Origin of the sequence: Ectobacillus panaciterrae DSM 19096 (assembly GCF_000430785.1) — a bacterium.
GTDB classification, from domain to species: domain Bacteria; phylum Bacillota; class Bacilli; order Bacillales; family Bacillaceae_G; genus Ectobacillus; species Ectobacillus panaciterrae.
The window spans coordinates 1-24,487 of the sequence record NZ_AUMR01000071.1 but is presented as its reverse complement, the minus strand read 5'-3'; the positions used below and the strand labels follow the sequence as shown (position 1 = coordinate 24,487).

The 24,487-nt window shown below is 39.3% G+C and carries 26 protein-coding genes and 1 pseudogene; 18 read left to right on the top strand and 9 right to left on the bottom strand.

All coding sequences use genetic code 11. From position 1 onward, the window contains the following. Positions 1–80: 80 nt before the first annotated feature. Positions 81–812, top strand: a pseudogene (locus tag H540_RS30005) (SDR family NAD(P)-dependent oxidoreductase); the annotation flags it as partial. Positions 813–1,656: 844 nt separating this feature from the next. Further along, entirely contained in the window at positions 1,657–3,846 is a 2,190-nt protein-coding gene (locus tag H540_RS30000; protein ID WP_051317146.1) for a transglycosylase domain-containing protein, read from the top strand. A 329-nt stretch (positions 3,847–4,175) separates the two neighbouring features. On the opposite strand, the gene H540_RS0116605 is transcribed toward H540_RS30000, so the two are convergent. Continuing rightward, entirely contained in the window at positions 4,176–4,367 is a 192-nt protein-coding gene (locus H540_RS0116605; protein WP_028401611.1) for a hypothetical protein, read from the bottom strand. Between the two features lie 363 nt (positions 4,368–4,730). Further along, the gene (locus H540_RS0116600; RefSeq protein ID WP_028401610.1) at positions 4,731–6,050 is read right to left on the bottom strand and encodes a serine hydrolase domain-containing protein; all 1,320 of its coding nucleotides are present in this window, start codon (positions 6,048–6,050) and stop codon (positions 4,731–4,733) included. A gap of 183 nt (positions 6,051–6,233) precedes the next feature. On the opposite strand from H540_RS0116600, the gene phaZ reads away from it, so the two are divergent. The 4 genes from phaZ (at position 6,234) to H540_RS0116580 (ending at position 9,088) form a co-directional block, all read left to right on the top strand. Continuing rightward, the gene (phaZ, locus tag H540_RS0116595) at positions 6,234–7,130 is read left to right on the top strand and encodes an intracellular short-chain-length polyhydroxyalkanoate depolymerase (protein WP_028401609.1); all 897 of its coding nucleotides are present in this window, start codon (positions 6,234–6,236) and stop codon (positions 7,128–7,130) included. Positions 7,131–7,224: 94 nt separating this feature from the next. Next, positions 7,225–8,409, top strand: coding sequence for an MFS transporter (locus H540_RS0116590; protein ID WP_028401608.1), 1,185 nt, complete (start codon positions 7,225–7,227; stop codon positions 8,407–8,409). A 147-nt stretch (positions 8,410–8,556) separates the two neighbouring features. Next, a complete protein-coding gene (locus tag H540_RS0116585; RefSeq protein ID WP_028401607.1) occupies positions 8,557–8,760 on the top strand; it encodes an NETI motif-containing protein in 204 nt (67 codons plus the stop codon). A gap of 136 nt (positions 8,761–8,896) precedes the next feature. Continuing rightward, complete coding sequence (locus H540_RS0116580) at positions 8,897–9,088, top strand: DUF378 domain-containing protein (protein WP_028401606.1); 192 nt, start codon at positions 8,897–8,899, stop codon at positions 9,086–9,088. 85 nt (positions 9,089–9,173) lie between these two features. Here H540_RS0116580 and H540_RS0116575 read toward each other — a convergent pair whose 3' ends face one another. Then, complete coding sequence (locus tag H540_RS0116575; protein WP_028401605.1) at positions 9,174–9,416, bottom strand: hypothetical protein; 243 nt, start codon at positions 9,414–9,416, stop codon at positions 9,174–9,176. Positions 9,417–9,605: 189 nt separating this feature from the next. On the opposite strand from H540_RS0116575, the gene serC reads away from it, so the two are divergent. Together serC and H540_RS0116565 are read left to right on the top strand one after the other, a co-directional pair. Continuing rightward, positions 9,606–10,685, top strand: coding sequence for a 3-phosphoserine/phosphohydroxythreonine transaminase (serC, locus tag H540_RS0116570; RefSeq protein ID WP_028401604.1), 1,080 nt, complete (start codon positions 9,606–9,608; stop codon positions 10,683–10,685). A 13-nt stretch (positions 10,686–10,698) separates the two neighbouring features. Next, a complete protein-coding gene (locus tag H540_RS0116565) occupies positions 10,699–11,877 on the top strand; it encodes a phosphoglycerate dehydrogenase (RefSeq protein WP_028401603.1) in 1,179 nt (392 codons plus the stop codon). A gap of 298 nt (positions 11,878–12,175) precedes the next feature. On the opposite strand, the gene H540_RS0116555 is transcribed toward H540_RS0116565, so the two are convergent. Further along, positions 12,176–12,445, bottom strand: coding sequence for a hypothetical protein (locus H540_RS0116555; RefSeq protein WP_028401602.1), 270 nt, complete (start codon positions 12,443–12,445; stop codon positions 12,176–12,178). 109 nt (positions 12,446–12,554) lie between these two features. On the opposite strand from H540_RS0116555, the gene H540_RS0116550 reads away from it, so the two are divergent. Next, the gene (locus tag H540_RS0116550) at positions 12,555–13,757 is read left to right on the top strand and encodes a DHH family phosphoesterase (RefSeq protein ID WP_028401601.1); all 1,203 of its coding nucleotides are present in this window, start codon (positions 12,555–12,557) and stop codon (positions 13,755–13,757) included. Then, entirely contained in the window at positions 13,750–14,019 is a 270-nt protein-coding gene (locus H540_RS0116545; RefSeq protein ID WP_028401600.1) for a hypothetical protein, read from the top strand. Before H540_RS0116550 ends, H540_RS0116545 begins: the two co-directional genes overlap by 8 nt. A 28-nt stretch (positions 14,020–14,047) precedes the next feature. On the opposite strand, the gene H540_RS0116540 is transcribed toward H540_RS0116545, so the two are convergent. Together H540_RS0116540 and H540_RS0116530 are read right to left on the bottom strand one after the other, a co-directional pair. After that, a complete protein-coding gene (locus H540_RS0116540; protein ID WP_028401599.1) occupies positions 14,048–14,353 on the bottom strand; it encodes an iron-sulfur cluster biosynthesis family protein in 306 nt (101 codons plus the stop codon). A 922-nt stretch (positions 14,354–15,275) separates the two neighbouring features. Beyond that, entirely contained in the window at positions 15,276–15,611 is a 336-nt protein-coding gene (locus H540_RS0116530) for a hypothetical protein (RefSeq protein ID WP_028401597.1), read from the bottom strand. Between the two features lie 423 nt (positions 15,612–16,034). Between H540_RS0116530 and H540_RS0116520 the strand changes: the two genes are divergently transcribed. Beyond that, positions 16,035–16,541 (top strand): hypothetical protein, encoded by a 507-nt coding sequence (locus H540_RS0116520; RefSeq protein WP_028401596.1) that lies wholly within the window; start codon positions 16,035–16,037, stop codon positions 16,539–16,541. Positions 16,542–16,732: 191 nt separating this feature from the next. On the opposite strand, the gene H540_RS0116515 is transcribed toward H540_RS0116520, so the two are convergent. Next, a complete protein-coding gene (locus tag H540_RS0116515) occupies positions 16,733–17,380 on the bottom strand; it encodes a cupin domain-containing protein (RefSeq protein WP_028401595.1) in 648 nt (215 codons plus the stop codon). A 779-nt stretch (positions 17,381–18,159) separates the two neighbouring features. Here H540_RS0116515 and H540_RS29995 point away from each other — a divergent pair. From H540_RS29995 to H540_RS0116480, 5 genes are all read left to right on the top strand, one after another. Beyond that, a complete protein-coding gene (locus H540_RS29995; RefSeq protein ID WP_051317145.1) occupies positions 18,160–18,396 on the top strand; it encodes a hypothetical protein in 237 nt (78 codons plus the stop codon). Positions 18,397–18,509: 113 nt separating this feature from the next. Continuing rightward, positions 18,510–18,683: a terminase small subunit gene (locus H540_RS35585; protein WP_081415172.1), complete on the top strand. Its 174-nt coding sequence runs from the start codon at positions 18,510–18,512 to the stop codon at positions 18,681–18,683. Between the two features lie 144 nt (positions 18,684–18,827). Then, complete coding sequence (locus H540_RS33300) at positions 18,828–18,968, top strand: hypothetical protein (RefSeq protein WP_155891052.1); 141 nt, start codon at positions 18,828–18,830, stop codon at positions 18,966–18,968. A gap of 97 nt (positions 18,969–19,065) precedes the next feature. Next, positions 19,066–19,353 (top strand): ArsR/SmtB family transcription factor, encoded by a 288-nt coding sequence (locus H540_RS0116485; protein WP_245592268.1) that lies wholly within the window; start codon positions 19,066–19,068, stop codon positions 19,351–19,353. A gap of 307 nt (positions 19,354–19,660) precedes the next feature. After that, positions 19,661–20,857, top strand: coding sequence for a macrolide family glycosyltransferase (locus H540_RS0116480; RefSeq protein ID WP_028401592.1), 1,197 nt, complete (start codon positions 19,661–19,663; stop codon positions 20,855–20,857). Between the two features lie 359 nt (positions 20,858–21,216). Here the strand turns inward: H540_RS0116480 and pdxR are convergent, their stop codons facing one another. Continuing rightward, a complete protein-coding gene (gene pdxR, locus H540_RS29985) occupies positions 21,217–22,623 on the bottom strand; it encodes a MocR-like pyridoxine biosynthesis transcription factor PdxR (protein WP_034671216.1) in 1,407 nt (468 codons plus the stop codon). Between the two features lie 110 nt (positions 22,624–22,733). Here pdxR and H540_RS0116470 point away from each other — a divergent pair, with 110 nt between their 5' ends. After that, entirely contained in the window at positions 22,734–23,282 is a 549-nt protein-coding gene (locus H540_RS0116470; protein ID WP_028401591.1) for a pyridoxamine 5'-phosphate oxidase family protein, read from the top strand. A 66-nt stretch (positions 23,283–23,348) separates the two neighbouring features. Here H540_RS0116470 and H540_RS0116465 read toward each other — a convergent pair whose 3' ends face one another. After that, positions 23,349–23,627: a hypothetical protein gene (locus H540_RS0116465; RefSeq protein WP_028401590.1), complete on the bottom strand. Its 279-nt coding sequence runs from the start codon at positions 23,625–23,627 to the stop codon at positions 23,349–23,351. A gap of 582 nt (positions 23,628–24,209) precedes the next feature. Between H540_RS0116465 and H540_RS29980 the strand changes: the two genes are divergently transcribed. Then, the coding region (locus H540_RS29980; RefSeq protein WP_034671212.1) for a hypothetical protein at positions 24,210–24,487 on the top strand (278 nt) is incomplete at its 3' end.

The following is a 24,487-nucleotide window of genomic DNA, read 5'->3' as shown; positions in this document are numbered from 1 at the left end:
ATACATGCAAGAACAAGGATGAAAACCGTGGGCTTACATCCACGAACCTAAAGGTATCGTAGTTTTACGCCCACAAATATAAAACCGTTCTTGTAACAGGCGCAGCAAACGGAATTGGCAAGGAAATTGCAAAAGCATACTGCGAAGCAGGGGCTGTTGTGATTATGGCTGATAAGGACGAACAAGCTGGAAGCGTATTGGAGAAGGAATATAAGGATCTTGGATATGAAGTCCGCTTTTATAGCATCGATTTGCAAAGCGTTGAAGAAATTACACACATGTTCCGCCACATTGAAAAGAAGTACGGGAAAGTAAATATATTGATTAATAATGCAGGGCTTAGCAAATTCAAACCGCTTCTTGAACTGACAGTGGAAGATTGGAACGAGGTATTGAATGTAAATTTGCGCAGCATGGTGTTTGCTGCGCAGGAATTTACGAAACAAAATAAAGGAACGTCATATGGCCGTATCATCAATATCGCTTCCACGCGTGCGTTTATGTCTGAACCGCATTCTGAAGCATATGCAGCTTCCAAAGGCGGTATTGTCTCTTTGACACATGCGTTGGCACTGTCTTTAAGCGATGAGCACATTACAGTGAACAGCATCAGTCCGGGCTGGATCGAGACAGGGGATTATGAGCGGTTAAAAACAGAGGATCATGCACAGCATCCGTCTTTACGGGTCGGAAATCCGGCAGATATTGCACGGGCGTGTTTCTTTTTGAGCGATGAGCGAAATGATTTTATTAATGGAGAAAACATTATTATTGACGGAGGCATGACTAAGAAAATGACTTATGCGGAATAAGGGAAACAGTCTCCGCATATGGTTTAAGTGTAGGATCGCGACTACATAGTTTAGTTTGCCTCCATTGCACTTCTTGTAAAAGAAGTGCTTTTTTATCTTTTGTAGGCGAGAAGACCCCATCCTCAAGGAATGGGAAGGGCGCAGTCCAATGAGTAAGGTGGGGATGAATTGTCTTCGGACAAGGGATGGCTATATGCCACCCCGATTGTCCGACTGTTCGAGTGTGATCTGCAGAAGATACCGTATCATTTGTGCAAGAGTGCCAAACTCCTTCTGTTCTTTGTAGAAATCCAACCTTTCCAATCGTGTGTTTGTAACGATTGGAGGCCCTCTGTAATATTCATTTCAGACATAAAAAACAACCGCCCTTTCATCGAGCATCTCTGAAAGGGCGGTTGTTTTGACTAGAGATTTTTCGTGATCTTAACTTGATAGAAGCGTTTTTTGTTTTAATGATTATCGGTAGTTTAGAAATTCTTAAATAAAAATGCATGACGTATACATATCATACTATAAATTGTATAATTAATGCTTTGGTTGTAACATTCAAGTGAAAAGAATGAATGTAGCTTTAAATTTAGGGTTATTGTATTTTTTTTGTAATACATCAGTTTGGTTATTTATGATAAATTATTATAGTACAAATGAATATGAGAAGAGATTTTGTATAGTAAAACGCATATACAGAAAAGGATTTTGAGTGAATTAGGCATGCGTTGCAATTCGAATACCACCCTTGCATTGAATACCCATATATACTAGGGAGGCTATATTTCTCATTATAAAGTCTTTAACAGGGTTCATCCTTCGACTTTTTTGAGTAAGTGAAAGGTAGGAGAGAAGAATGTCAGAAACGTATCATTCTCGTGAGGAACGAAAACAAATACAGAGAAAAAAACAGGACCAGAAAACAAGTGAAAAGCACCCCAAAAAAGGCTCTCTCTTGAAAAAGCTTTTACTTGCCTGCTTACTTGTTGGCATCATATCGGTGGGAACGGGAGTGGCTATTTTCTTTTCCATGATTAAGGACACCCCTCAAATAGATGAGTCAAAATTGGCGGATCCACTATCGACGAAGTTTTATGATAAAGATGGGAACTTTATCTATGAATATGGGAAGGAAAAGCGAACAAAAATCACGTACAATCAAGTTCCAAAAGTGTTGGAACATGCACTTATTGCTACAGAAGACGCACATTTTTATGAACACCATGGTATAGACATACAGCGGACTGGTAAAGCGATTTTCGAAAACTTGATTGGGAACTTCGGATCCCAGGGTGGAAGTACTATTACGCAGCAAGTCATTAAAAACTCATTTTTGTCTCCTCAAAAAACGTTGAAACGAAAAGTACAGGAATGGTACTTGGCATATAAGTTGGAAGAAAAATATTCCAAGCATGACATTTTAACGATGTATTTAAATAAAATCAACCTTGGAAACCGCTCTTACGGAGTTGCTGCTGCAGCGAAAAACTACTACGGTATTGAAGCGAATGATTTGAAAAAATTAACACTTCCGCAGGCTGCCATGTTAGCTGGGCTGCCGCAAAGCCCGAATAATTACGATCCGTCCAAACCAGAAAACAAAGAAGCGGCCACAAAGCGTCGTGATCTTGTTTTGGCCTCTATGCATAAACAGGGCTATATTACGAAGCAACAAATGCAGGACGCGATGAAGGTTCCGGTAACGGAGGGCATTGTTCCGAAAAACAATCAAGAAGGTATGCCGTATGAAGTATTTTTGGATGCTGCAGCGAAAGAAGTTGAAGGCAAGTTGAAAGACATCAATATCGGCACGGACGGTCTGCAAATTTACACGACACTCGACCCGAAAGCACAGCAGTATGCCGATAAAATCATGAATACACAAGATATTGTGAGTTACCCGAACGACCGTTTCCAGGCGGCTTTCACGTTTATGGATTCGAAAACGGGTGAAGTACGCGCCATCGGAAGCGGTCGCAACGAATACAAAGCGACATTCCGAGGAAATAACTTCGCTATTGATATAAATCGTCAACCAGGTTCGACGTTTAAACCAATCTTTGATTATGGTCCAGCGATTGAAAACTTAAAATGGTCGACGTACCACCAAGTTGTGGACGAACCGTATCATTACTCAAATGGACAACCAATTCGAAACGCTTATACTGATTACAAAGGCTCTATGTCTATACGAGAGGCTTTAGTAGAGTCACGTAACATTCCAGCTTTGAAGACATTACAGAAAGTCGGTTTGGATAAAGCAAAGGGGTTTGCGAAATCACTCGGAATTACGTTCTCAAATAATCAAGTTCATGAATCTTACGCAATCGGAAGTAACTCTGTATCTCCTCTTGAGATGACAGGAGCATACGGTGCATTTGCAAACGCCGGTGTCTATACAAAGCCGCATTTCGTTACAAAAGTTGTTTTCCCGGACGGCAAAGAAATAAGCTTTAAGCTGAAAGGCAAACGCGTTATGAAAGATTATACAGCTTATATGATTACCGATATGCTTCGTGGTGTAGTGAATGCCTCTAACGGAACAGGTACAGCAGCTAATGTATCAGGTCTTGATGTTGCCGGAAAAACGGGAACAACGAACTTTGACGATAAGACAATCAGTCAATTCGGATATCCATCCAAAGCGACAAATGATAGCTGGTTTGCCGGTTATACACCACAGTACACGATGGCTGTTTGGACCGGCTATGCGAAGAACGGTCCAGATAACTATATGCTTGGGGATACTACAAAAATCTCGCAACTTATTTTTAAAGCGATGATGCAAGCATTCGGAACAGACACATCCCGCTTCCAGCAACCAAACAGCGTATACACGGCGAATAACGAGCTATACATTAAGGGAGTTAGTTCTGACGATGTTCCATCAGAACCACAAAATCCAGGACAAGATAGTAATAAAGGAAATGATAATGGTCAAAACGGTCAAAATGAGGCCGGTAATGTAAATGACGGTAAAAACCCTCCTGATAATGGTGGGCATAAAGATAAACATAAAGATAAACATAAACATAAAGATGAATAAGGTGGATATTTTCCTTTTGTTCGTTTCTGTTTCATGACAAGTTTAGTTACTATAACTAAGGTTATAGTAAGTTAATCTAAAAATCTCGTATGTTTGTAAAAGTAGATATTTATGGATTATATACCAATATCTGAGTTGGGTGATCAAAAATCCCTTCAGCACAAAGGTCTGAAGGGTATTTTTATAGGGTTATAAATACATTGACTACCGATAATGCTGATTATGTTAACCACAAAACCGCCTAATAAGGCGGTTTTGTGGTTTTTAAATATGCTTAACAAATCTTACATAATTTATTAGCAACAATTTTTGTGAAATGAGCCTTTTTATTACTCTTGAGATAAAATTTGTGCTGTGCTGTTGCATTGTTGTAATGCGGTTTGTACAGATTGAAGCGACTGTTCAATACGGCTGCGGTTGTCGGCTTTTTCAACTGTCTGCAATGCGCTTTGCAAGCAGCTCATTGCTTCATTTAATGCGGTGCAGGAATCTTGGACATGTCCTCTTGCGTTTTTTTGCATGAAAGATGCCCCCCTTCATAATGATTACGTTCGTAGTATAGGTTAAACATTTTGTTTTTATGAGTGAATTTTTGGAATGCCTTGTGACAGTATGTAAAGAGAAAAAAGAAAAGACTGCAAAGTGCAGTCTTGAAAGATAGAAATGGTGTTAAGTGTGTAGTGTAAAATTAAAAAGACACCTTTGCCGCAAGGTGTCGGTATCATACTGAGAAAGAGGCTCGCTCTTTCGTTAGGTAAAAGGGTACCATGGGAAATGCGCCGAGTCAAAGGAAATGAATGGAAGAGCACACAATGTGAAATAAAACCCAAATGGAGCTGCCAGTCAGGTTTTAACATTTGAAATAATATTTTGGATTGTGAACTTTATTTCTTTTGCTGCATTAAGAAGTGCGCGATTTTTAAATAAGCGTTTGAATACGCATCCTGAATTTCCATGTTATGATCGGCATTGGAAGAAAGATGAACGATTACCATTTTTGCTTTTGGATCAATATATAAGCGTTGTCCGTAGCTGCCTGTCACTTCAAATGCTTTATTTTCATTGTTTGTAATCCACCACAGATTATGGTATGAGTAGGAGGGTTTATCGATTTCAGTGGCGCTTTCAATGAATAACTGCTGATTGCCGCCCTTTGCAATTTCAGAAAAGATGGTTTCTGGCAAAATCCGTTTTCCGTTTACCATTCCATGATTGAGAACCATATCTCCAAAGCGTGCCATATCGCGAAGTGTAGCAGCTAAGCCTGCGCTTGCTTGCTCAGTGCCGAGAAGATCCGAAACATAGTAGGCATCTTCTTCGGGATGCAGCTTCAGCCAAATGCGCTCCTCCATTACTTTGGCAAGCGACTTGCCGGTCACGCGCCGCACAATCCATCCGAGTGTTTCGGCAGAGCCGTTGTTATATGAAAAAGCGGTGCCGGGTTCCTTTTGCTCCTGGGCTTCTTTTAGCATATCGTAAATTGACGCAGGACCGCCTTTAATAGCAGGAAGTTGTCCGCTTGCTAAAAACAGCTGCGCATCCTGATTTCCTAATCCGCTTTTCTCAAAGCCGTGCGTAGGAAAATCAGCCGAAACCTGCATGTCCATAAGCTGCTGAACCGTTGCATTGCCAAAGGCTGTATTCTCCAGTTCAGGGAGGTAGGAGGAGGCCTTTGCTGTCATATCAATTTTCCCCTCATCAGCCAGTGTGCTTACAAGCAGGCCTGTAAAGACTTTTGTAAGTGACGCCATCCAATGCTGTTCATGTGGCTCCGTATTGTTAAAATATTCTTCATAAACGACCTTACCCTCATGCATGACGAGAAAGGCATCCGTTTTTGTTTGTGTTAAAAATTGCTGCAAAGCAACAGGCTCGCCATTTTCATCTGCAATGGTAAAATTGTTTAAATTTTTAGGTGCATATTTTAATGGTGCAGGATTCCCTGTCCCGCGCCAAACCTGCTTCGTTTGTATCATTTCCCGCATATGTGAAAGCGACCATCGAATGTAAGGATCTTGCATCCAATTTTCTTTTGTTACCGTCTGTTCAGGAGATGGGGGAAACCCTGTCATCATACCGCCTGAGGGCTCTTTTGTGACTGTATTTGTTTCTTGATGGGTTTCTTTCTTTGGTTCCTTTGCACAGGCTGTCAGCAGGCAGCAAGCCGCAATCGCAGAAAGTAACATCTTTTTCTCTGTCTTCATTGCTGTCCTCCATCTAAAAACAATATTATGTATGTATTATAGACGTTTTTATAGGAAAAGAAAAAAATGTGAATAAGAATTTTTTAAAACAAAAAAGAAAATATAATAGTTTATGATAAACATAGTTCTCCCATAATATGGTATGATTATTTTGTAAAACGCTTACAAAAAAGGGGTGGGAGCATGACTTTGGAGATGGCGGTAAAATCGGCTGTACTGCAAAATGGGGAAACGATTGCTTATCGGGAAACTGGTTCTGGAAGTAAAGTTCTGGTGTTGGTTCATGGGAATATGACATCGTCTAAGCATTGGGATGTTTTAATGGAAGAGCTGCAGGATTCTTATAAGATGTATGCAATTGATATGAGAGGCTTCGGTTTTTCTACATACAATCAGCCGGTGAACTCTTTAAAGGATTTCTCTGAGGATATTAAGCTTTTTGTAGATCAGTTAGGCCTAACCTCCTTCTCAATGGCAGGCTGGTCAACAGGCGGCGGTGTTACTATGCAGTTTGCAGCAGATTATCCCGAATATGTCGAGAATGTAATTTTAGTTGAATCAGTAGGAATTAAAGGATACCCGATGTATAAAAAAGATGCGGACGGTGCGCCGCTTGCTGGCCAATTCCTGACAACAAAAGAAGAGATTGCATGTGATCCAATGCAAGTAGCTCCTGTATTACAAGCCTTAGAAAATAAAGATAAAGAATATTACCGCACTATTTGGAACCTCCTCATATATACGCATCGTCAGCCAGCACCGGAGAAATATGAAGAATACTTAGATGACATGCTCACACAAAGAAATTTAGTAGATGTAGATTATAGTCTTGTTATGTTTAATATCTCAGATGAGTTTAACGGCGTAGTAAATGGAACAGGCGCTGTTCGGCGTATTCAAGCTCCTGTTCTTGTATTGCAAGGAGATCGGGATTACGTTGTGCCGCGGGAGATGGGAGAGGAAATTGCAAAAGAAATTCCTGGCGCTAAACTGGTCATTTTACCGGACTGCGGCCATTCTCCTTTTGTAGATTGCTTAGACGAGCTGGCACACCATATTCGTGTGTTCTTAGATTCATAAGATTTTGAAAAACCAGTGTCTAACTGGTTTTTCTTTTGCGCTTTGAGATATATAATGAAAGCTGTTGCGTTTTCAGTTGGGAGTGAGTGTACTTTTGAATAAACAATATACGTTTTGGATGATGGTCAGCGTTGTTGCAATTTCCGGCTTGTCACAGGGCATGCTGCTGCCGGCCATTGCCATGATATTTGAAAAGCAGGGAATCAGCTCAAGCTTTAATGGTTTGCATGCCACAGCTTTATACATCGGTATTCTTATTATTTCTCCGTTTTTAGAAAAGCCGATGCAGCGTTTTGGCATGAAGCCGATTGTATTACTGGGCGGATTTATGGTCATTGTGTCTTTATTTTTCTTTACGCAAACCTTTTCATTTTGGGCTTGGTTTATTCTCCGCTTTGCAATCGGGGTAGGGGATCATATGCTGCACGTCGGAACGCAGACATGGATTACGACTGCATCCGAACCAGGGAAGGTAGGGAAAAATGTCTCCATTTACGGCGTATTTTTCGGCCTTGGCTTTGCAGCGGGTCCTTACTTAGCAAGTACAGTTGAATACGGATTGGCAACCCCATTCATTATTTCTACCATTCTTTGTTTGCTAGGATGGCTGCTTATGCTCCCAACCCAAAATGCGTACCCCGAACAGGCTGCTCCGGAACATCAAGCCGAAACGTCTTTCATACGTTACAAAAAAGTGCTGCAATTCAGCTGGCTTGCATTATTGGCACCGTTTGTATACGGACTGCTTGAAGCGATGCTCAACAGCAATTTACCTGTGTATACGATGCGAAACGGTTTAAGTGTAGAGCAAATTTCATTTTTGCTGCCTGCATTTTCCATCGGCGGAATTATGACACAGGTGCCGCTTGGGATTACCAGCGACCGCTTTGGGCGAGGGAAGGTATTGACGTGGATTTTTGTGTTAAGCTCGTTCATTTTTCTTGCAGTAGCATTATGGGAGCAATATTATTGGGTACAGTTCGGTCTTGTGCTGTTGTCCGGCATGATTGTAGGCTCTACTTTTTCAATGGGGTTGGGCTTTATGACAGATTTACTTCCGAAATATCTGCTGCCGGCAGGGAATATTTTATGCGGGATTGCATTCAGTCTCGGCAGTATCATCGGTCCTGTATTTGGGGGAATCTTTATTGAAAACGTAAAAGGAGTCAGCTTTTATATCAGCATTTCGATTTTACTGACTCTTGTATCAATCGTATATGTATCTCGTTCCAAACAGCGGGCCGAACAGCTTGTTGAAAGCAAAGCGGAAAACTTTTAAGCCAGCGGTGCTGGCTTTTTTAATCGATTTTTTCCTACATTGCCTTTATGTTTGAAAATGCAAGATTATAACATTGAATTTTCAAAAAAATAATTTATTTAGAAAAGAAACAGGGTAAAATGCTATAAGATGAAAGTGGGTGAACAGATGGCAAATCAGCAAAAAAAGAAAAAATTTGAAGTGCTTCCAGATGAAACAATTTCGGCTTGTTTGGAACGAATGGACAGAGAAGGGTATACCCCATCGCGCCGTATGGAAGAGCCGATTTTTCATGAAGTAACGAAAGACGGAAAAACAACCGCAGAACCATGCGGCAGAAAAATTGTTTTTGAAGGTAAATTAAAAAGCTAGGGAGAATTCCCTAGCTTTTAAAATCCATAAAAATTCACAAAATTTTGGCATGCAATAAGAAAGTTCATGAAATTGTGACATATACTTGTATAGAAAGGCCTTTCAAAAAACCAAATATCCGCCTGGAGGGAACATCATGAAATTCTTGTCTTACCTCACTATGATTTTGTTGATTGTCGGAGGACTCAACTGGTTGTTTGTGGCGTTGGATTTCAATTTGGTGGAAAAGGTATTTGGTTCCGTTCCTGCACTCGTTGATACTGTTTATTGGCTTATCGGTCTTTCTGCGCTGTATCAAATTTACGATCGTTTCTTTACAAGCAATTAGCCATTATAAATATTTTATTCTTACATCGAGTGTTAAGCGACAGCTTAACACTCTTTTTATTGGAGAAAAGCAGTCCTTCATACTGCTATACGCGCAGCTTGCTAAATGCTTCAATTTGTTTCATGTGATGCTGCTCATGATCAATTTCTTTTTGCAGATAGTCTGCAAGCGTAAGCTGCTTCTCACTGATAAAGAAAAATGTATCAAGGCTTTTGCCGGCAATTTCTTCTGCCAGCCTGGACCGTGAAGTTTTTGCTTCCCCCAGTTCTTGTAAAATAGCCCGCTTAATCAATTGGACAAAGAATAGAGGTTTCCTGCTTGTTGGCAAAAAGCAACCTATTATAAAAAATGAAAAGGTTTTCTTGTGATAAAAGATACGCTTTTGCAAACGATTCCAATGCTTGTTGACACAATCGTTTGGAATTCGTTGACCAAGTATTCTAGAATAGGTTATACTTCAGGAAGTTTAAATTTTATAAAAAATTAGGTGCTTTATGATATTAAGGAGGGAATTCTGATGAAGAGAATATACAATTTTTCTGCAGGGCCATCTATGCTGCCGTTACCTGTGCTGGAAAAAGCCCAAAAAGAATTGCTGGATTATAGAAATACTGGAATGTCCGTGATGGAAATGAGCCATCGTTCCGGAGCGTTTGAAGAGATTATTTCAGAAGCCGAGGCGCTTTTGCGAGAATTGATGAGCATCCCTGATAATTACAAAGTATTATTTGTGCAAGGCGGTGCGTCACTTCAATTTTCCATGGTGCCTTTAAACTTATTCAGAAACAAAAAAGCAGATTACATCCATACCGGCTCTTGGTCAAAGAAGGCAATTGCAGAAGCGAAAAAGTACGGCGATGTTTCCGTAGTCGCATCTTCAGAGGATAAGAAGTTTACTTATATTCCTGATGTACACCGTGCTTTGCTGAACCAGGATGCAGATTATGTGCATATCACAACAAATAACACAATTGAAGGAACTGTATTTGCTGAACTGCCTGACACTGGGCATTTGCCTCTTGTAGCGGATATGTCTTCTGATATTTTATCTAAGCATTACGATGTATCTAAAGCGGGCGTGATTTATGCAGGCGCACAAAAAAATATCGGACCTGCCGGGCTTACTGTAGTAATCATTCGGGAAGACTTGATTGGTCATGCAGATCCGACATGTCCGGTTATGCTTGATTACAGCACTCACGCTGCAAACGATTCTCTTTATAATACGCCGCCTACGTACAGCATTTATATGGCGAAGCTTGTATTTGAGTGGTTAAAGGAGCTCGGAGGAGTTCCAGCGATAGAAGAAATCAATCGCAGCAAAGCGAAGCTGCTGTATGATTTCTTAGATGAGTCCAAGCTGTTTGCTTCGCCTATTTCACCAGAAAGCCGTTCTTTAATGAATATCCCGTTCACGACTCCTTCATCTGAGTTGGATGCAGCTTTTCTGAAAGGGGCAAAAGAACGAGGACTAGAGACATTAAAAGGACACCGTTCCGTCGGAGGCATGCGTGCGAGCATTTATAACGCTATGCCGACAGAAGGCGTGCAAAAGCTAGTAGAATATATGCAAGAATTTGAACGGAACAATCGATAAGGAGGAACTGTTTGTGTACACAATTCAAACGTTAAATAACATTGCAGACATTGGTTTAGATATTTTTAAAGATGGTTCATATACAGTTACGAAGGAAGACAGCAATCCGGATGGAGTTCTTTTACGTAGCTTTAATATGCATAATTTAGAGCTTCCGGAAAATTTAAAAGGGATAGCTCGTGCCGGTGCAGGAGTCAATAATATCCCGGTTGAAGCATGTACAGAAAAAGGCATTGTTGTTTTCAACACACCTGGCGCAAATGCAAATGCCGTAAAGGAACTGGTGCTTGCAAGCATGCTGATGTCTTCTCGTAATTTATTAGACGGCATTTCCTGGGCGAAAAATCTTCACGGTCAAGGAGAAGCTGTTCCGCAGCTTGTAGAAGCAGGGAAAAAGGAATACGTTGGTACAGAAATTCGCGGAAAGCGCCTCGGCATTATCGGATTAGGTGCAATCGGCGTGTTAGTGGCAAATGATGCACTGTCTTTAGGTATGGAAGTAATGGGTTATGATCCGTATGTATCAGTTGAAACAGCATGGCTATTATCTCGTCAAGTGCAACGCGCCGTGAATTTGGAACAAATTTTCTCTACATGCGATTATATTACTATGCATGTTCCGCTTATTGACCAAACACGCGGCATGTTTAACATGGAAGCGTTCCGTACAATGAAAAAAGGTGTTCGCCTGTTTAACTTCTCACGCGGCGAACTAGTAAATGAAGATGATATGCGAGTTGCTCTTGAAGAAGGTATTGTTGCATCTTACGTTACAGACTTCCCGAACGATAATGTTTTGGGCATGAAAAATGTAATTCCGACTCCGCATTTAGGTGCTTCCACATATGAATCAGAAGAAAATTGCGCCATTATGGCATCGCGTCAGCTGAAGGAATACTTGGAAACAGGAAATATTCGCAACTCTGTAAACTATCCGAATGTAGAGCTGCCGTACTTCGGCCAAAAACGTATTACAGTTGCACATAAAAACGTGCCGAACATGGTGGGGCAAATGACAGCGTCTCTTGCAGAGCACGGCATCAACATTGCCGATATGATCAACCGAAGCAAAGGTTCCTATGCATACACGATTATTGATATTGATAACGGTGTAGATGCTAAAATAAAAGATGACATTGCAGAGAAAATCAAAAATATTGCGGGAGTTGCAGCTGTCCGCATTATTCAATAAAGGGATGAAATGATACCTCTGATTGGGCTGTGCCGAAGCAGGCTGTCCGAACAGTATGGTATGAAGTATAAATAAAAAATAGACTCCTAATGGATAGGGGTCTATTTTTTATATTTGTGGGCGTAAAACTACGATACCTTTAGGTTCGTGGTAGTTCACTATGCAAGTTTCCGTTTTTCTCTAGAGCGCACAGCTTTAGGAATCGGAAGCAACGTGCCGATAAATGCGATTACAGCACAAGCTATATACATATAGGAAGCTCCGAACACTGCAATAGCGGATAGAGAGCTGAAGATGATTAAGTCCAAGATAGAGTCGACAATTGATAAAAGAGAGATCGTAGTTGCTCGTGATCGAATTTATCGAATACAGCACCAGCCGGAATAAATACTAAGGATACATTCAAAAACATAATGAGCAGCTGCGGTGTTTTGCGAATAGCTTGAACCCCTTCGCGAACTTGCAAAAATGGATTATCCCGGTATGCAGATTGCTGCGGCGGATTTTTGACAAAGAAAAGCAGCAGTAGTTCTACAAGCTGAAACACTAATCCTAAGACAATCAGCAAGATAAATTGTTCATCTCTTAATTTTACTAAAATTCAAAATAATCGAAATAAAAATTATGATAATACTGAGGTAAGTCATCCATACTATGAAAAAAGAGAGGGGTATCATATGTACTATATATTGACTCATAATGACTTAGATGGGGTAGGGTGCGGCATTCTCGCAAAATATGCTTTTGGCGAAAAAGCTGAAGTTCGATATAACTCAATCGGATCATTGAATTATCAGGTAGAACGCTTTTTAGAAGAACATGATAAAAAAACGTACTTATTTATTACAGATTTATCAGTCAATGAAGAAAATGAAAAAAGGCTGAATGAATTTGTCCAAATGGGAGGTAAAGTGACGCTGCTCGACCATCATAAAACAGCGTTGCATTTAAATGAAAAAGAGTGGGCCAGTGTCAAGGTTGCATATGAGGATGGCCGTCTTGCATCTGCAACTTCCTTGTTTTATGAATTTCTTCAGCAGAATGGCTTTTTGGAAGAAAAGGCATCTTTAAATGAATTCACAGAGCTTGTCCGGCAATACGATACGTGGGAATGGGATAAACATAACAATAAAACAGCGAAGCAGCTTAACGATTTGTTGTTCCTTATGTCCATTGAGGAGTTCGCAGAGAATATGACACAAAGGCTGCAGGAGCATGATCGCTTTTTCTTTAATGAATTTGAGGAAAAGCTGCTCGCTGTGGAAAACGAAAAGATCGAAAGGTATATACGCAAAAAGAAAAGAGAGCTTGTACAAACATTTTCAGGTGATAATTGTGTTGGAATTGTTCATGCAGAATCCTATCACTCGGAGCTTGGTAATGAATTAGGGAAGCAGCATCCGCATATCGACTATATCGCCATTGTGAATATGGGCGGCAAAAGAATGAGCTTTCGAACCATCCACGATGAAACGGATGTGTCACAAATCGCAAATCAGTTTGGAGGAGGAGGCCATGTAAAGGCATCTGGCTGCCCTTTAACAGAGGAGGCATATGAACTGTTTGTGGCAAAGCCGTTTCGCATGGAGCCGCTGCGAGCAGATTCGGAGCAAAACCTGTATAATGTAAAGGGAGCGCAAAACGGTACGCTGTATGAAAATAGCAAGGGAGACTACTTTTATACATTTCCGGTCGATGAAGGCAAGTGGATGATAGAGCACGATGAAAAGCAAACGGAATTTCCTTCATTTTCTGAAGCGGAGCGTTTTCTGAAGCGTTATCATGCATGCAGGCTTGTCGAAGATGAACGATTTGTCGCATTTTTGCAGCAATATGCAAAAACCAAAGGATTGGGAGAAAAAGGGGGATATAATGAGTGATTCTGTCTTTCAAGAGTGGCTGAAAAAGGACTTGGAAAAGAAAGGATATGTAGGCGAGGATTTGGAAGGGCAGTTTACGTTATGCTTATCTTACATACCAAAGTCGTTACAATCACTGGCAGAAGATGCCCTATTCCGAAATTCTGCTAAACTTCCGCTTCAGCTGTATATTGATTCTTTGAGTGATACAGATAAGAAAGTACAAACGAAGCGAAGCTTGCTGGAGCGTTTTCTCAAAGAAGGAAAGCAGGTTCAAGCATAAAAAGAAGATGCGCACTCGCATCTTCTTTTTATTTTTTACGTCGGACAGACATACCGTATGCCAACGTCTCGTTTGGTGTATACAAACGGAATCCCGTCCCATAATCCACATTCAGTTCATCGCCTATGTACTCTTTAGCATACGAATCCATTTGAATGTATAGGCCGTTTTGTTCATACACAACTTCTTTCTTATTTAACTCATCCAAAGTTAATTCGATATCGACAAAGACGCTGCAGTTAGTGCTAGGCTTTACATCAACACGAAGTACAATCGGCTCTATATCAAGCTTTTTCAGCTGTTCCATCGCTCGTTCTGTTATACGAACATGCATGCGGAATCCTCCTTTTTTGCGATTTGCTAACATTTTACTAACATAAAATATGTGATTTCATGTTAATTAAAGTGGCTTATTTTATTTTACCTGCTTGAACACCATATCTTCAAATTTTTGTGCAACTTCTTCTTGCATATGCGGCACAACGTGGCTATACGTATTAAGTGTAATTGTCTTTGTTTAGAGGAAAGGTAATATTCAATAAGAAGCAACGCTCCTTATGATATGATCCCCTTATAGTAGACAGAAAAAGATCGCTCAGCTAGCACTAAACGGTAAAAATAAAATGATGTTGTAATTTAAGGATTACAAATGGCAAACTATTAATTGTTATTATAATTGTATTCTAATTTCCTGACAGTTTTTTTTGTTAGATAATCTGACGATGTTTCTGCAGAAGGGAGGGTGCTCCTTTTGGGGCGGCTTTCTTTTAGTTTATAAAGCAATCCTTACTATTAGAATTTCTAAGTTATCGTTATATTTTGGGCTCAACGGCAATTGAAGGGAGACGATTGTAATGATACATGTCCATTACAACTGAAGTGTAGGCAAGTAGTCCAATACCGATACTTATGCCTAGTATTATGAATACTGGAAGAAACTTCTGGAACCTTCGCCTTTTTCGAATTTTGCTAAATTGAATAACATTGCTCATAAAACCCCTCCTATTTTTTATAATTATACATAATTTTTAAAATATTTAAATTATAAAATAAGGGCTGCATCAAAATTTAAAAGACTTATATAAAAAAAGACCGCTCAGTTGTAATACTGAACGGCAAAGGCGTTGGAAGCGTCTCAAAAAAAGGATTAATGTTATTATAAGTATAATTTGAATTTCTGACAGGGGTATTGTTAGATAATCTGACGATGTTTTTACCGAAAGAAAACCACTCCTTTCGAGGCGGCTTGTTTTGTTTCAACTTAATACTATTATATTCTTCAACGAATCAATAAAATCTACGATTGCCTCTCTTGCTTCTTGTTCAGGATTTGTACTTTCTTTTACCTCTTCATGAAAATACGTAATTCCCTCTTTGTCTAAAATACGTTCAAACTCCAAAAGATAATACTCATCGCTTATAATCACCGTATAATATGTACATGTTTCAGATGTAATGAAGTACGTCGATTGCCTGTCGTTTTTCGCTAAAACATGTGTATAACTTACATCATTTCGTAAAATCGCCTCTACACATTCATCAATAAACTTCAGCTCAGATCCTTCGTTCATCGCAATAACTGTCAGTTCCATATGTACACCTCACTAATGATATTCTCACGTATATAGTACATTTGTTGGATGTAGGAAAAATGTGGATTTTTGTAAAAGTGCTGTATGGATTTGGTAAAAAAGAACCGCCGGACTGTAACGTCAAGCGGCCAAAGAAGGGTACTTCTCCTAGTAAGAAGATTATGTATTATTATAAACTAAAATGAATTTTAATTAAAGTTATAATATTTAAAAAATTGTTTTATGTTTTTGGTAAAGACCTTTTAAAGGTTGTTGTTGATAATTAAAGTGTTCCAAATTTTATGTGAATGGTACTTTTTGGGGGAGTCCTTTAAAAAAGGTTGATGTTAGTCTGCCTAATTTTAAAGGAGAATAAGCTCCTTTATTTTCTTTAAGCATAGCATGTAAAAGACTATGAAGTATTTATAAAAAGTAGGTGAAAACATGATATTAGATTCTCAACGTATTATAGCCTTCCCTGGAATGGGCATGGGCGGTTTCCCTGGAATGGGCATGGGCGGTTTCCCTGGAATGGGCATGGGCGGTTTCCCTGGAATGGGCATGGGCGGTTTCCCTGGAATGGGCATGGGCGGTTTCCCTGGAATGGGCATGGGCGGTTTCCCTGGAATGGGCATGGGCGGTTTCCCTGGAATGGGCATGGGCGGTTTCCCTGGAATGGGCATGGGAGGTTTCCCTGGAATGGGCATGGGAGGTTTCCCTGGAATGGGCATGGGAGGTTTTCCTGGAATGGGCATGGGTGGTTTCTCTGGAATGGGCATGGGTGGTTTCCCTGGAATGGGTATGGGAGGTTTCCCTGGAATGGGCATGGGTGGTTTCCCTGGAATGGGTATGGGCGCTTTCCCTGGAATGGGTGTAGGCATTTTCCCCCCATTCCCCCCTGGAATAGGTATGGGTGGCGGTTTCCCTGGGGGTATACCAGTTATGCTATAACCTTGATTTCTAATGCTTTATATTAAGATATGGATGGCAATAGGTAAGGTAAACCCTTGCATTAACTCGTTAGGGCTGTCTTACCTATTGCCATCTATTAGCTTGTACCAGCTCTCTTACATAACATCGCTTATCAATAAATCAAATACAAAAAGACATGGATTTTCCATGCCAATAGTTGTATTTATCTATTAGCCCCAATATTGCCGATACTGGGGAGCGTAAGGAATTTGTGGGTATTGCTGAATATATTGTGGCTGTTGATACTGTTGATTTAAATATTGATCAGGCATATTTTCTTTTACTTTATTGCAATTCTTGTATGGACCTATATACGTTGTGGGTTTAACTGGTGCAACTGCTTGTTTCCATTGATTTTCATCGATGCAATAAGTATGCGACATGATATTTGCAGGAGTAAATTTTAAGATGTCAGATCCTAAAATCACTTCTGGAGTTGGTGCATTAAAAATTGCCAAAAGATGAGTGTTATCAACTGTAGCTACTTCATAATGCCACCAACCTTGCGGAATGTTTGCCACTTGCCCAGGTGTAATAGAGTAACTGAGAATTTGTTTTGTAAATGGGTTCAGCATCGATACAGTAGCAGCACCAGAAATACAATAGACCAGCTCGGCTGCATTTTGGTGATAGTGCGGTTCTACGACATTATTAGCACTTAGGAAAATGTCTAGCAAAGACGCATTCTCCAACGTATTCAATTGTTTCACACCTAATACGTTAATATAGTTTTTGTTATCTTTTCTAAATAAGGGACTTTTATTTACATCAAAAGTGTATTGCGTTGATGGAGATGTGTAATCCATATATGAAACCATAAATTCTTTTCACCTCTTTATATTAGCTATAAAAACGAACTTTATGGGCAGATTATGCATTTACAATTAGTTTGGTGTGCGTAGCTATTAAAAAATTAATTAGTACGTAGTTCGAAGAAACTGTTTAAAATGATCGTTTTGTAGAAAGAGGGAGAGAGGGGAATGGAACTTAACAGGATTTACAACATGGATTATTTAGAAGGAAAGAAGATAGTTATGCAGGTAATTCAAAAAGGAATACCAGCTCTTTTTAGAGACAGGTACTCCTTTTATAAAACATTTATTTATTAGCTTCAAACCAGTCAGAATACAAACCACTTCCGCTGCACCCAGGGCAATCATATGGAGGTATATGAATTCCACTGGGTGCAGGGTAAATAGGGATAACGCCTTCTCCGTTACAATCAGGACAATAATACAGAGATTCGATTTTGGATTTTTCATATCTTTCATCGTTCCAATTAGAAATTGCACTAAAGATTCCCATTTCCTCACCTCTAACCAGTTTTTCTTAGTTTTTGAGGAGATTTGGTTTTTTATTCCTAATCAGGTGAAGTGTAATCATGATATTCAGACACTTGAGATTTAAACGGTGACGAAAAGGGGGAAGAGGCTGTGCAGATTATGATTGAATGAGCTGAAAAGAAAATTGAAAGACAAGTTAAAGAAAGCCTCTTCTGTCAGTGCAGTTGACTGTGTTTTTTTGTGTTGTACTAACTCATATATAATATACATCCATATGATAAAACATCTATGTAGTTATCAGGAAGGTGATATGTATGATTAATAATGTGTTTAGACATTATAGACCATGGGGACACGCAAGTTGGGGTCATGGCCAAGGGTATGCCGCTTGGGGGCATGGAACACCTTGGGGGTATCATGGGGGGCATAACCCAGGGTTTGCAGTAGGTGCTGTCGCTGGTTTAGCAGCTGGTGCAAGCACACCTGTCCCATTCCCAATGCCAGCGTATGTACTATATCCATATCCTTATCCAGTACCATATTCTTCTTAAAGCTAACGGATATATTATGTATAACTATATTTTTATACGGCACCCAACTGCATCCTTCAGGGTGTTTTTTATTTTGCGAAGCATTTAGAGTGAGCTGATGACAGTGACATTAAATGAACAACAAAAAGCATTTGCAGATCATTCATTATATCCATTTAGGGAATGCTGAGGCTACCGACAGAGCAGCAGGGTACAGCGAACGGTATGCAAGAGGCAATGCATACAAATTAGTTGCAAATAGTAGCATTCGTGCATACATCGAAGAACGCAATAAACTTAATAGCTAGAGGATAGCTGATATTACTGAAGTAAAAGGGTTCTGGACGTCTTTATTACGTGAAAAAGAAGCGGAATTTAAAGACCGTTTAAAAGCATCTGAGTACATTGCTAAACGATCTGTATAAAATCCGAATTCGTTCAGGAGGAGGAAGGTGAGAGAGGCGGAGAAACAAGCGGTTATCGTAGTTCTGATTGACGCAGAGATGATCCGAGGTTTGGAAGGAAAGAAGATGCTAAAAAGGGAAATCATCGCGAGTTTGGCAACAGAGATATATAAGGATAAATTAGATTAAAATGGATAAAATTTACATTATGAAGTATAATTTTTTTAACTGAATATTAAGATTCTTTTGTTATAGTGGGAAAAACGGAAGAAAAGGAGCGGTTAAATTGAATAATAAAAATGCTGTGCTTATAGATAAATATGAGGAAGTAGCTGAGTTGTTAAAGGTACTGGCGCATCCTGTACGCTTAGTATTAGTAGAAATAATGATTACAAAAGGGCCTACAAATGTAACAACAATGTATGAAGAATTGAAAATGCCCCAAAGTACAATTAGCCAACACTTAGGAAAAATGAGAGCAGCGAAAATCATTTCTGGTACTCGAAAAGGCTTAGAGATTTTTTACGAAGTAGCGGATGAACGGGCTAGAACCATCGTAAAAACATTGTTATAGGAAAAATTGTCCTTACACTTCAGATAAAATAGACACATATTACACTTTTTGTTTGGATTAGACTTTTAACGTTATAATGAGAGTGTACTCGATAACAAGACAAGCTATACGGAACTCAAAATAAAGAAACGAGTTAAGAAAAGCCTTTTCTGTCAATGCAGTTGAGGCCTTTTGTAAATTCAAAAAGTATTCAAACATATGCGTAAACACTTTCTAACTTCTGATATATAATTAAAAGTATATTAAATGATGATAAAAGTGTAAGGCAAAATTTACATCATTTAAAACTTGGAGGAGGGAGCAACAGATGTTGAACGTATTAATGGTTAACTTTCCGGCAGAAGGGCATGTGAATCCTACTCTGGGAATTGCAAAAGCATTTGCAGAACGGGGAGACAACGTACACTACATTACTACTGAAAAATTCAAGGAGAGACTTGAAGGAGTTGGCGCGATGGTTCATCTTCAGCCTGATTTGCTCAGAAGAGCCTCATTTAATCCTTCTACTCCTTCTGGTTTGAATGCGTTTTTGAACATTCATATTCAAACTTCACTAGATATACTGGAAATCACTAAGCAGTTGTCAAAAAGCATTAACTTTGATTTTGTATTTTATGATAAATTTGGGGCAGGTGAATTAGTGAGGGATTACTTAAATATTCCCGGTGTCTCTTCATCGGCATCATTTTTATTTTCGGAGGAACACCTGAAAAAACTACCTCTGCATCCTGATTCCGAAGTGCCGTTTCAGCCGGATGAAACGGCTGAAAAATTGCTGCATCAAATGAAAGAAAGATTCGGCGTTTCACCAAAGAACATGGTTCAATTCATGAATAATAACGGTGCTTTAAATGTTGTATACACAAGCCGGTATTTCCAGCCTAACAGCGATCTTTTCGGCGAGAAATATATTTTTATCGGCCCAAGCTTTCCAAAGAGAAAGGAAACGAATCACTTCCCTCTTGAAGCATTAAAAAATGAAAAAGTTCTTTATATTTCTATGGGAACGGTTCTGAATCAAGTAGAAGAATTTTTTAACACTTGTATTGACGCTTTTTCAGATTTTCAAGGTAAAGTTGTGATAGCAGCCGGAGAAAAAGCAGATTTTACTAAAATCAAGCAAGCTCCCGAAAATTTTATCATTTCTCCATATGTGCCTCAATTAGAAGTGTTAAGCCTCTCAGACGTTTTTATTACGCACGGCGGAATGAATAGTGTCAATGAAGGCATTCACTACAATGTACCCTTAGTCGTTCTGCCTCATGATAAGGATCAGCCGATGGTGGCGCAGCGGTTAACAGAGCTCGGAGCCGGTTACAGATTATCAAAAGACAATATTAATGTACAGTCTTTAAAAGATGCTGTAAATGAAGTGCTTTCTAACGACAAATACAAAGAGGGAATACAAAAAATCAATGATAGTTTCTATGATTGCGGCGGGACAGAAAAAGCCCTTGAAGCGATTGATTCTTTTGTGAAAAAACAAAATCTATTAAATTCATAAGAGCCTTTTCAAAACTATTAATTTTAAAAATAGGTATTAAGTAGCATTCTAGAATTATTAATAAGTAGGTTTGCGATTGTTTTATTCAATTCCTATTTATTATTTGAATTAATACGAATAATCTGAGTTATGTCAAACACTCCCCCTTCAGTTCTAATACTGAAGGGACTTTTTATGGAATTACAGATATATTAAACATCTTCGCTACATTAGAGTTCGAATAATATTTTTTATACGGTCCTTTGTAACGTCATAATAAATTTCTAACACTTTAGCTTGGAGGGCATTTTAATTCTATCCCTTGTCCTTGTATATCCTTATTGTGTTATACATACTTCGGTGTGATCGGGATATCACAGCTATACCTCTAAGAAATTCCATATAAGGGCCAACAGTCGAATGCCTTCTCGAATATTCTCTTGGGAAAGTCCTCCGAACCCAAGCATCACGAAAGCCGAAGGTGCTTCCTCTTGATGGAGCCAATGCCGGGCGGGTGAGTAAACTTGAATACCGTGTTCCTCAGCTTTTTTTATTAAATGTGCCGCATCTCCATTTTTTATATGTAGCAATATATGCAAGCCTGCCCGTTGCCCAATGACGTTTACATGATCTCCCATAAACTGCTCAATAGACTGTAGCAACACCTTATGTTTATGCTGATAGAGTGTTTTCATACGTCGAATGTGTCTTTCAAAGTATCCTTCTTTCATGAAAATAGATAAAGCTTTTTGCAAAATGGGAGAGGCTGCTTGACTGCAATGGTTGATATGCTGTTTTCCTTGTTCAACAAGAGATAGCGGCAGTATGACGTAACTTATGCGTGCCGCCGGTAAGAAGCATTTCGAGAACGTACCGCAGTAAACTACACGTTCTTCTTTATCTAATGATTTGAGCGAGGGAATCGGTTTTCCAATGTAACGAAACTCACTGTCATAATCATCTTCTAGAATGAAGCTGGATGTATCGCATGCCCACTGAAGCAACTGCAACCGCTTTCCGATAGGAAGTACCATTCCTAGTGGAAATTGGTGAGATGGTGTAACGTATACAGCTTTTGCCCTGATTTTTTGTAGTTCATCTATACAGATACCATCCTTTTCAAGAGAAATGGGTATGATGTTGCAATTATAATGAAGGAATACAGAACGTACACCTTCATAACCAGGGTTTTCCATCGCGACATTTCCGTCTTGTAGGTGTAACAGCCGTGAAAGAAAGCTTACAGATTGTTGTGTACCTCCAAATAAAAAGATTTGCTCCGCCGAACATGAAATCCCCCTTGCCCGAAATACATACTTCCTAATCTCATCTCGCAGGTCGGCATTTCCTTGGTATGGTCCGTACAGAAGTATGTCTCGTGCAGGACCGTCTAAAGCTGTGTTGATGCATTGTCTCCAAATCTTCATCGGAAACAAATCCACATCAATGTCTCCATACTTAAAATCGTACAAAACATTACGCTCCTCTGCAGGCGCTGAAGCAAAAACTGCTGAAAAGCGAACCAGATTGGGTTCTTTCTCTTCAACAGGTAATACAATGATGCCGCTTCTTGGACGGCTTTGCACATATCCTTCAGCTATGAGCTGCTGATATGCAGTTTCTATTGTCTGTTTACTCACTTGCAGCACCTGTGCCAAATTGCGAATTGAGGGAAGCTTCTCTCCTTCTTTTATCCTGCCTAATTGAATTTCTGTTTTTATGTGCTCATATAACTGGATATATAAAGGGAGCTTTATATCTTGATCTAAGAAAAAAGTAAATTCCATATAGAGGAACCTCCGCATCTGACCTGTTCATTTATACATTAACTGTCGCTTTTCGGTAGGACAGAAAGGGAATAAGCTAATTATAGCATACATATGAGGAGGAAATATATATGAGACATAAAGCATTAGCATGCTATGATCAAGAGAAAATCGATAGCTTTCTTTTAACTGCACAAACTGGCTTTTTAGGATTGACGGACGGAGAAATGCCATACGTTGTTCCGATGAATTTCGTATGGCATGACGGTCATGTTTTTTTTCACGGCGCAAGTGAAGGGAGAAAGATAGAAATGATGAAGCGAAACGCCAATGCAAGTTTTGTAGTGTACGAAAGCTTCGGCACAATCTCTCACCCTGTTCCTGCGAAAACAGATACAGCCTATATGAGTGTCATGGTTTTCGGGAAAATAGGAATCGTGACAGATCTATCAGAAGCGACAGAGGTCATGCAACGTATGCTTAATAAATACGTACCAGGATACTACGATGCACCTCTATCACAAAATCATGTAGAAAAATACCGTTCTTCGCTCGGAAGCAAGACAACCATATTCAAGCTTCTGACAACAAGTATTTCTGCAAAAGAAAATCAAATGAATGAGGGAATGCAATTTTATCCTGGACGTACGATTCAGATGGATTTAAAGTCGTTTGAATGAACAGAGGTAAACAGACTATAAAACCCTGAATAATCAGGGTCTTTCAATAAGATATGACTTGCACCGTCATATAGGTTTCAATTCATGCGGGTCGGGATTGTCGAGCGTCGGGGCAGCGTCGGGATATTGTCGTTCAGTTTCTTCGTAGGGCTTTTCATAATCGTAGCTCAGTGCCTTATGCGTTTTCTGGTCCTTACCCCAAGGTGTCGATTTTCCTAACTTGCTGTTAATCGAGGAACCATAAGGACCTTCAGGGAACTCCTCAGGAATGACATATTGATGTTGTGCTTCAACAGCTGCAAAATCCGTATATTGCTCATCCTCTTTTTCGAACAAAATAAACACCCTTTCAGATACATTTTACAGTAGAATCTCTATTCTTTTTAATATACCCAATACATGACTTTAGGATTAATTTTTAATATATGGATGATGTCACTAGTGAAAGGTATAAGCGATTACGAGGAAAATTTATATAATAAAGTAGAGTATATAATGGCTCTAAAGGTGATGCATGAATACAGGTCTCCTCCCTATATCGAATGAACGGTTTGTTGAAAGAAGCAGTATATGCTTCTTTTTTTTTATATCTTTTCCACCTATATATGTACAAGTTATGTGTGTCAGTTATCTGATATTTCGGGAGACGAGAGACCCTGAATCTCTTGTTTCTTATGCCAAAATTTACAAATTCGATTTTCAGCTAATCTTCAGTTTATATTCAAGTTCGTCTCAGTTTTGAATTACATAATAGAACCATGGCAAGGCAAATAAATAAAGGAGGTCATAAATAGGAGAAAAAATTGTCAGCCATATGTTTAAAGAAAGCAGTTTAGTTATTGAGCCGGCGCATTTGAAAATGAAAGTAACAAATGTGTAAGATAGGCGACTAGATTAAAAATAAAATTTTTAGGAGGCATTTATACAATGAAGAAAAGTAAAAAAGTATTTGGTTACGTGATGGCAGGAGCATTAGGGCTTAATATTCTAGGGGCAACTTCTACGTTTGCCGCAAGTAATGACATCCATAATACGGAGTCCAAGACACAAGTACAAACATCAGTTTCATACCAAGGATCTAAACTAAGTTCAGAATTCACTAAACTTCAAGATCAAGCAAAAAAAATGGGCATTAAAGTAGATGGAAAAAACGCAGATCAATTACAGAAAGAAATCAATCGTTGTAAACAACTTCAGGACCAAGC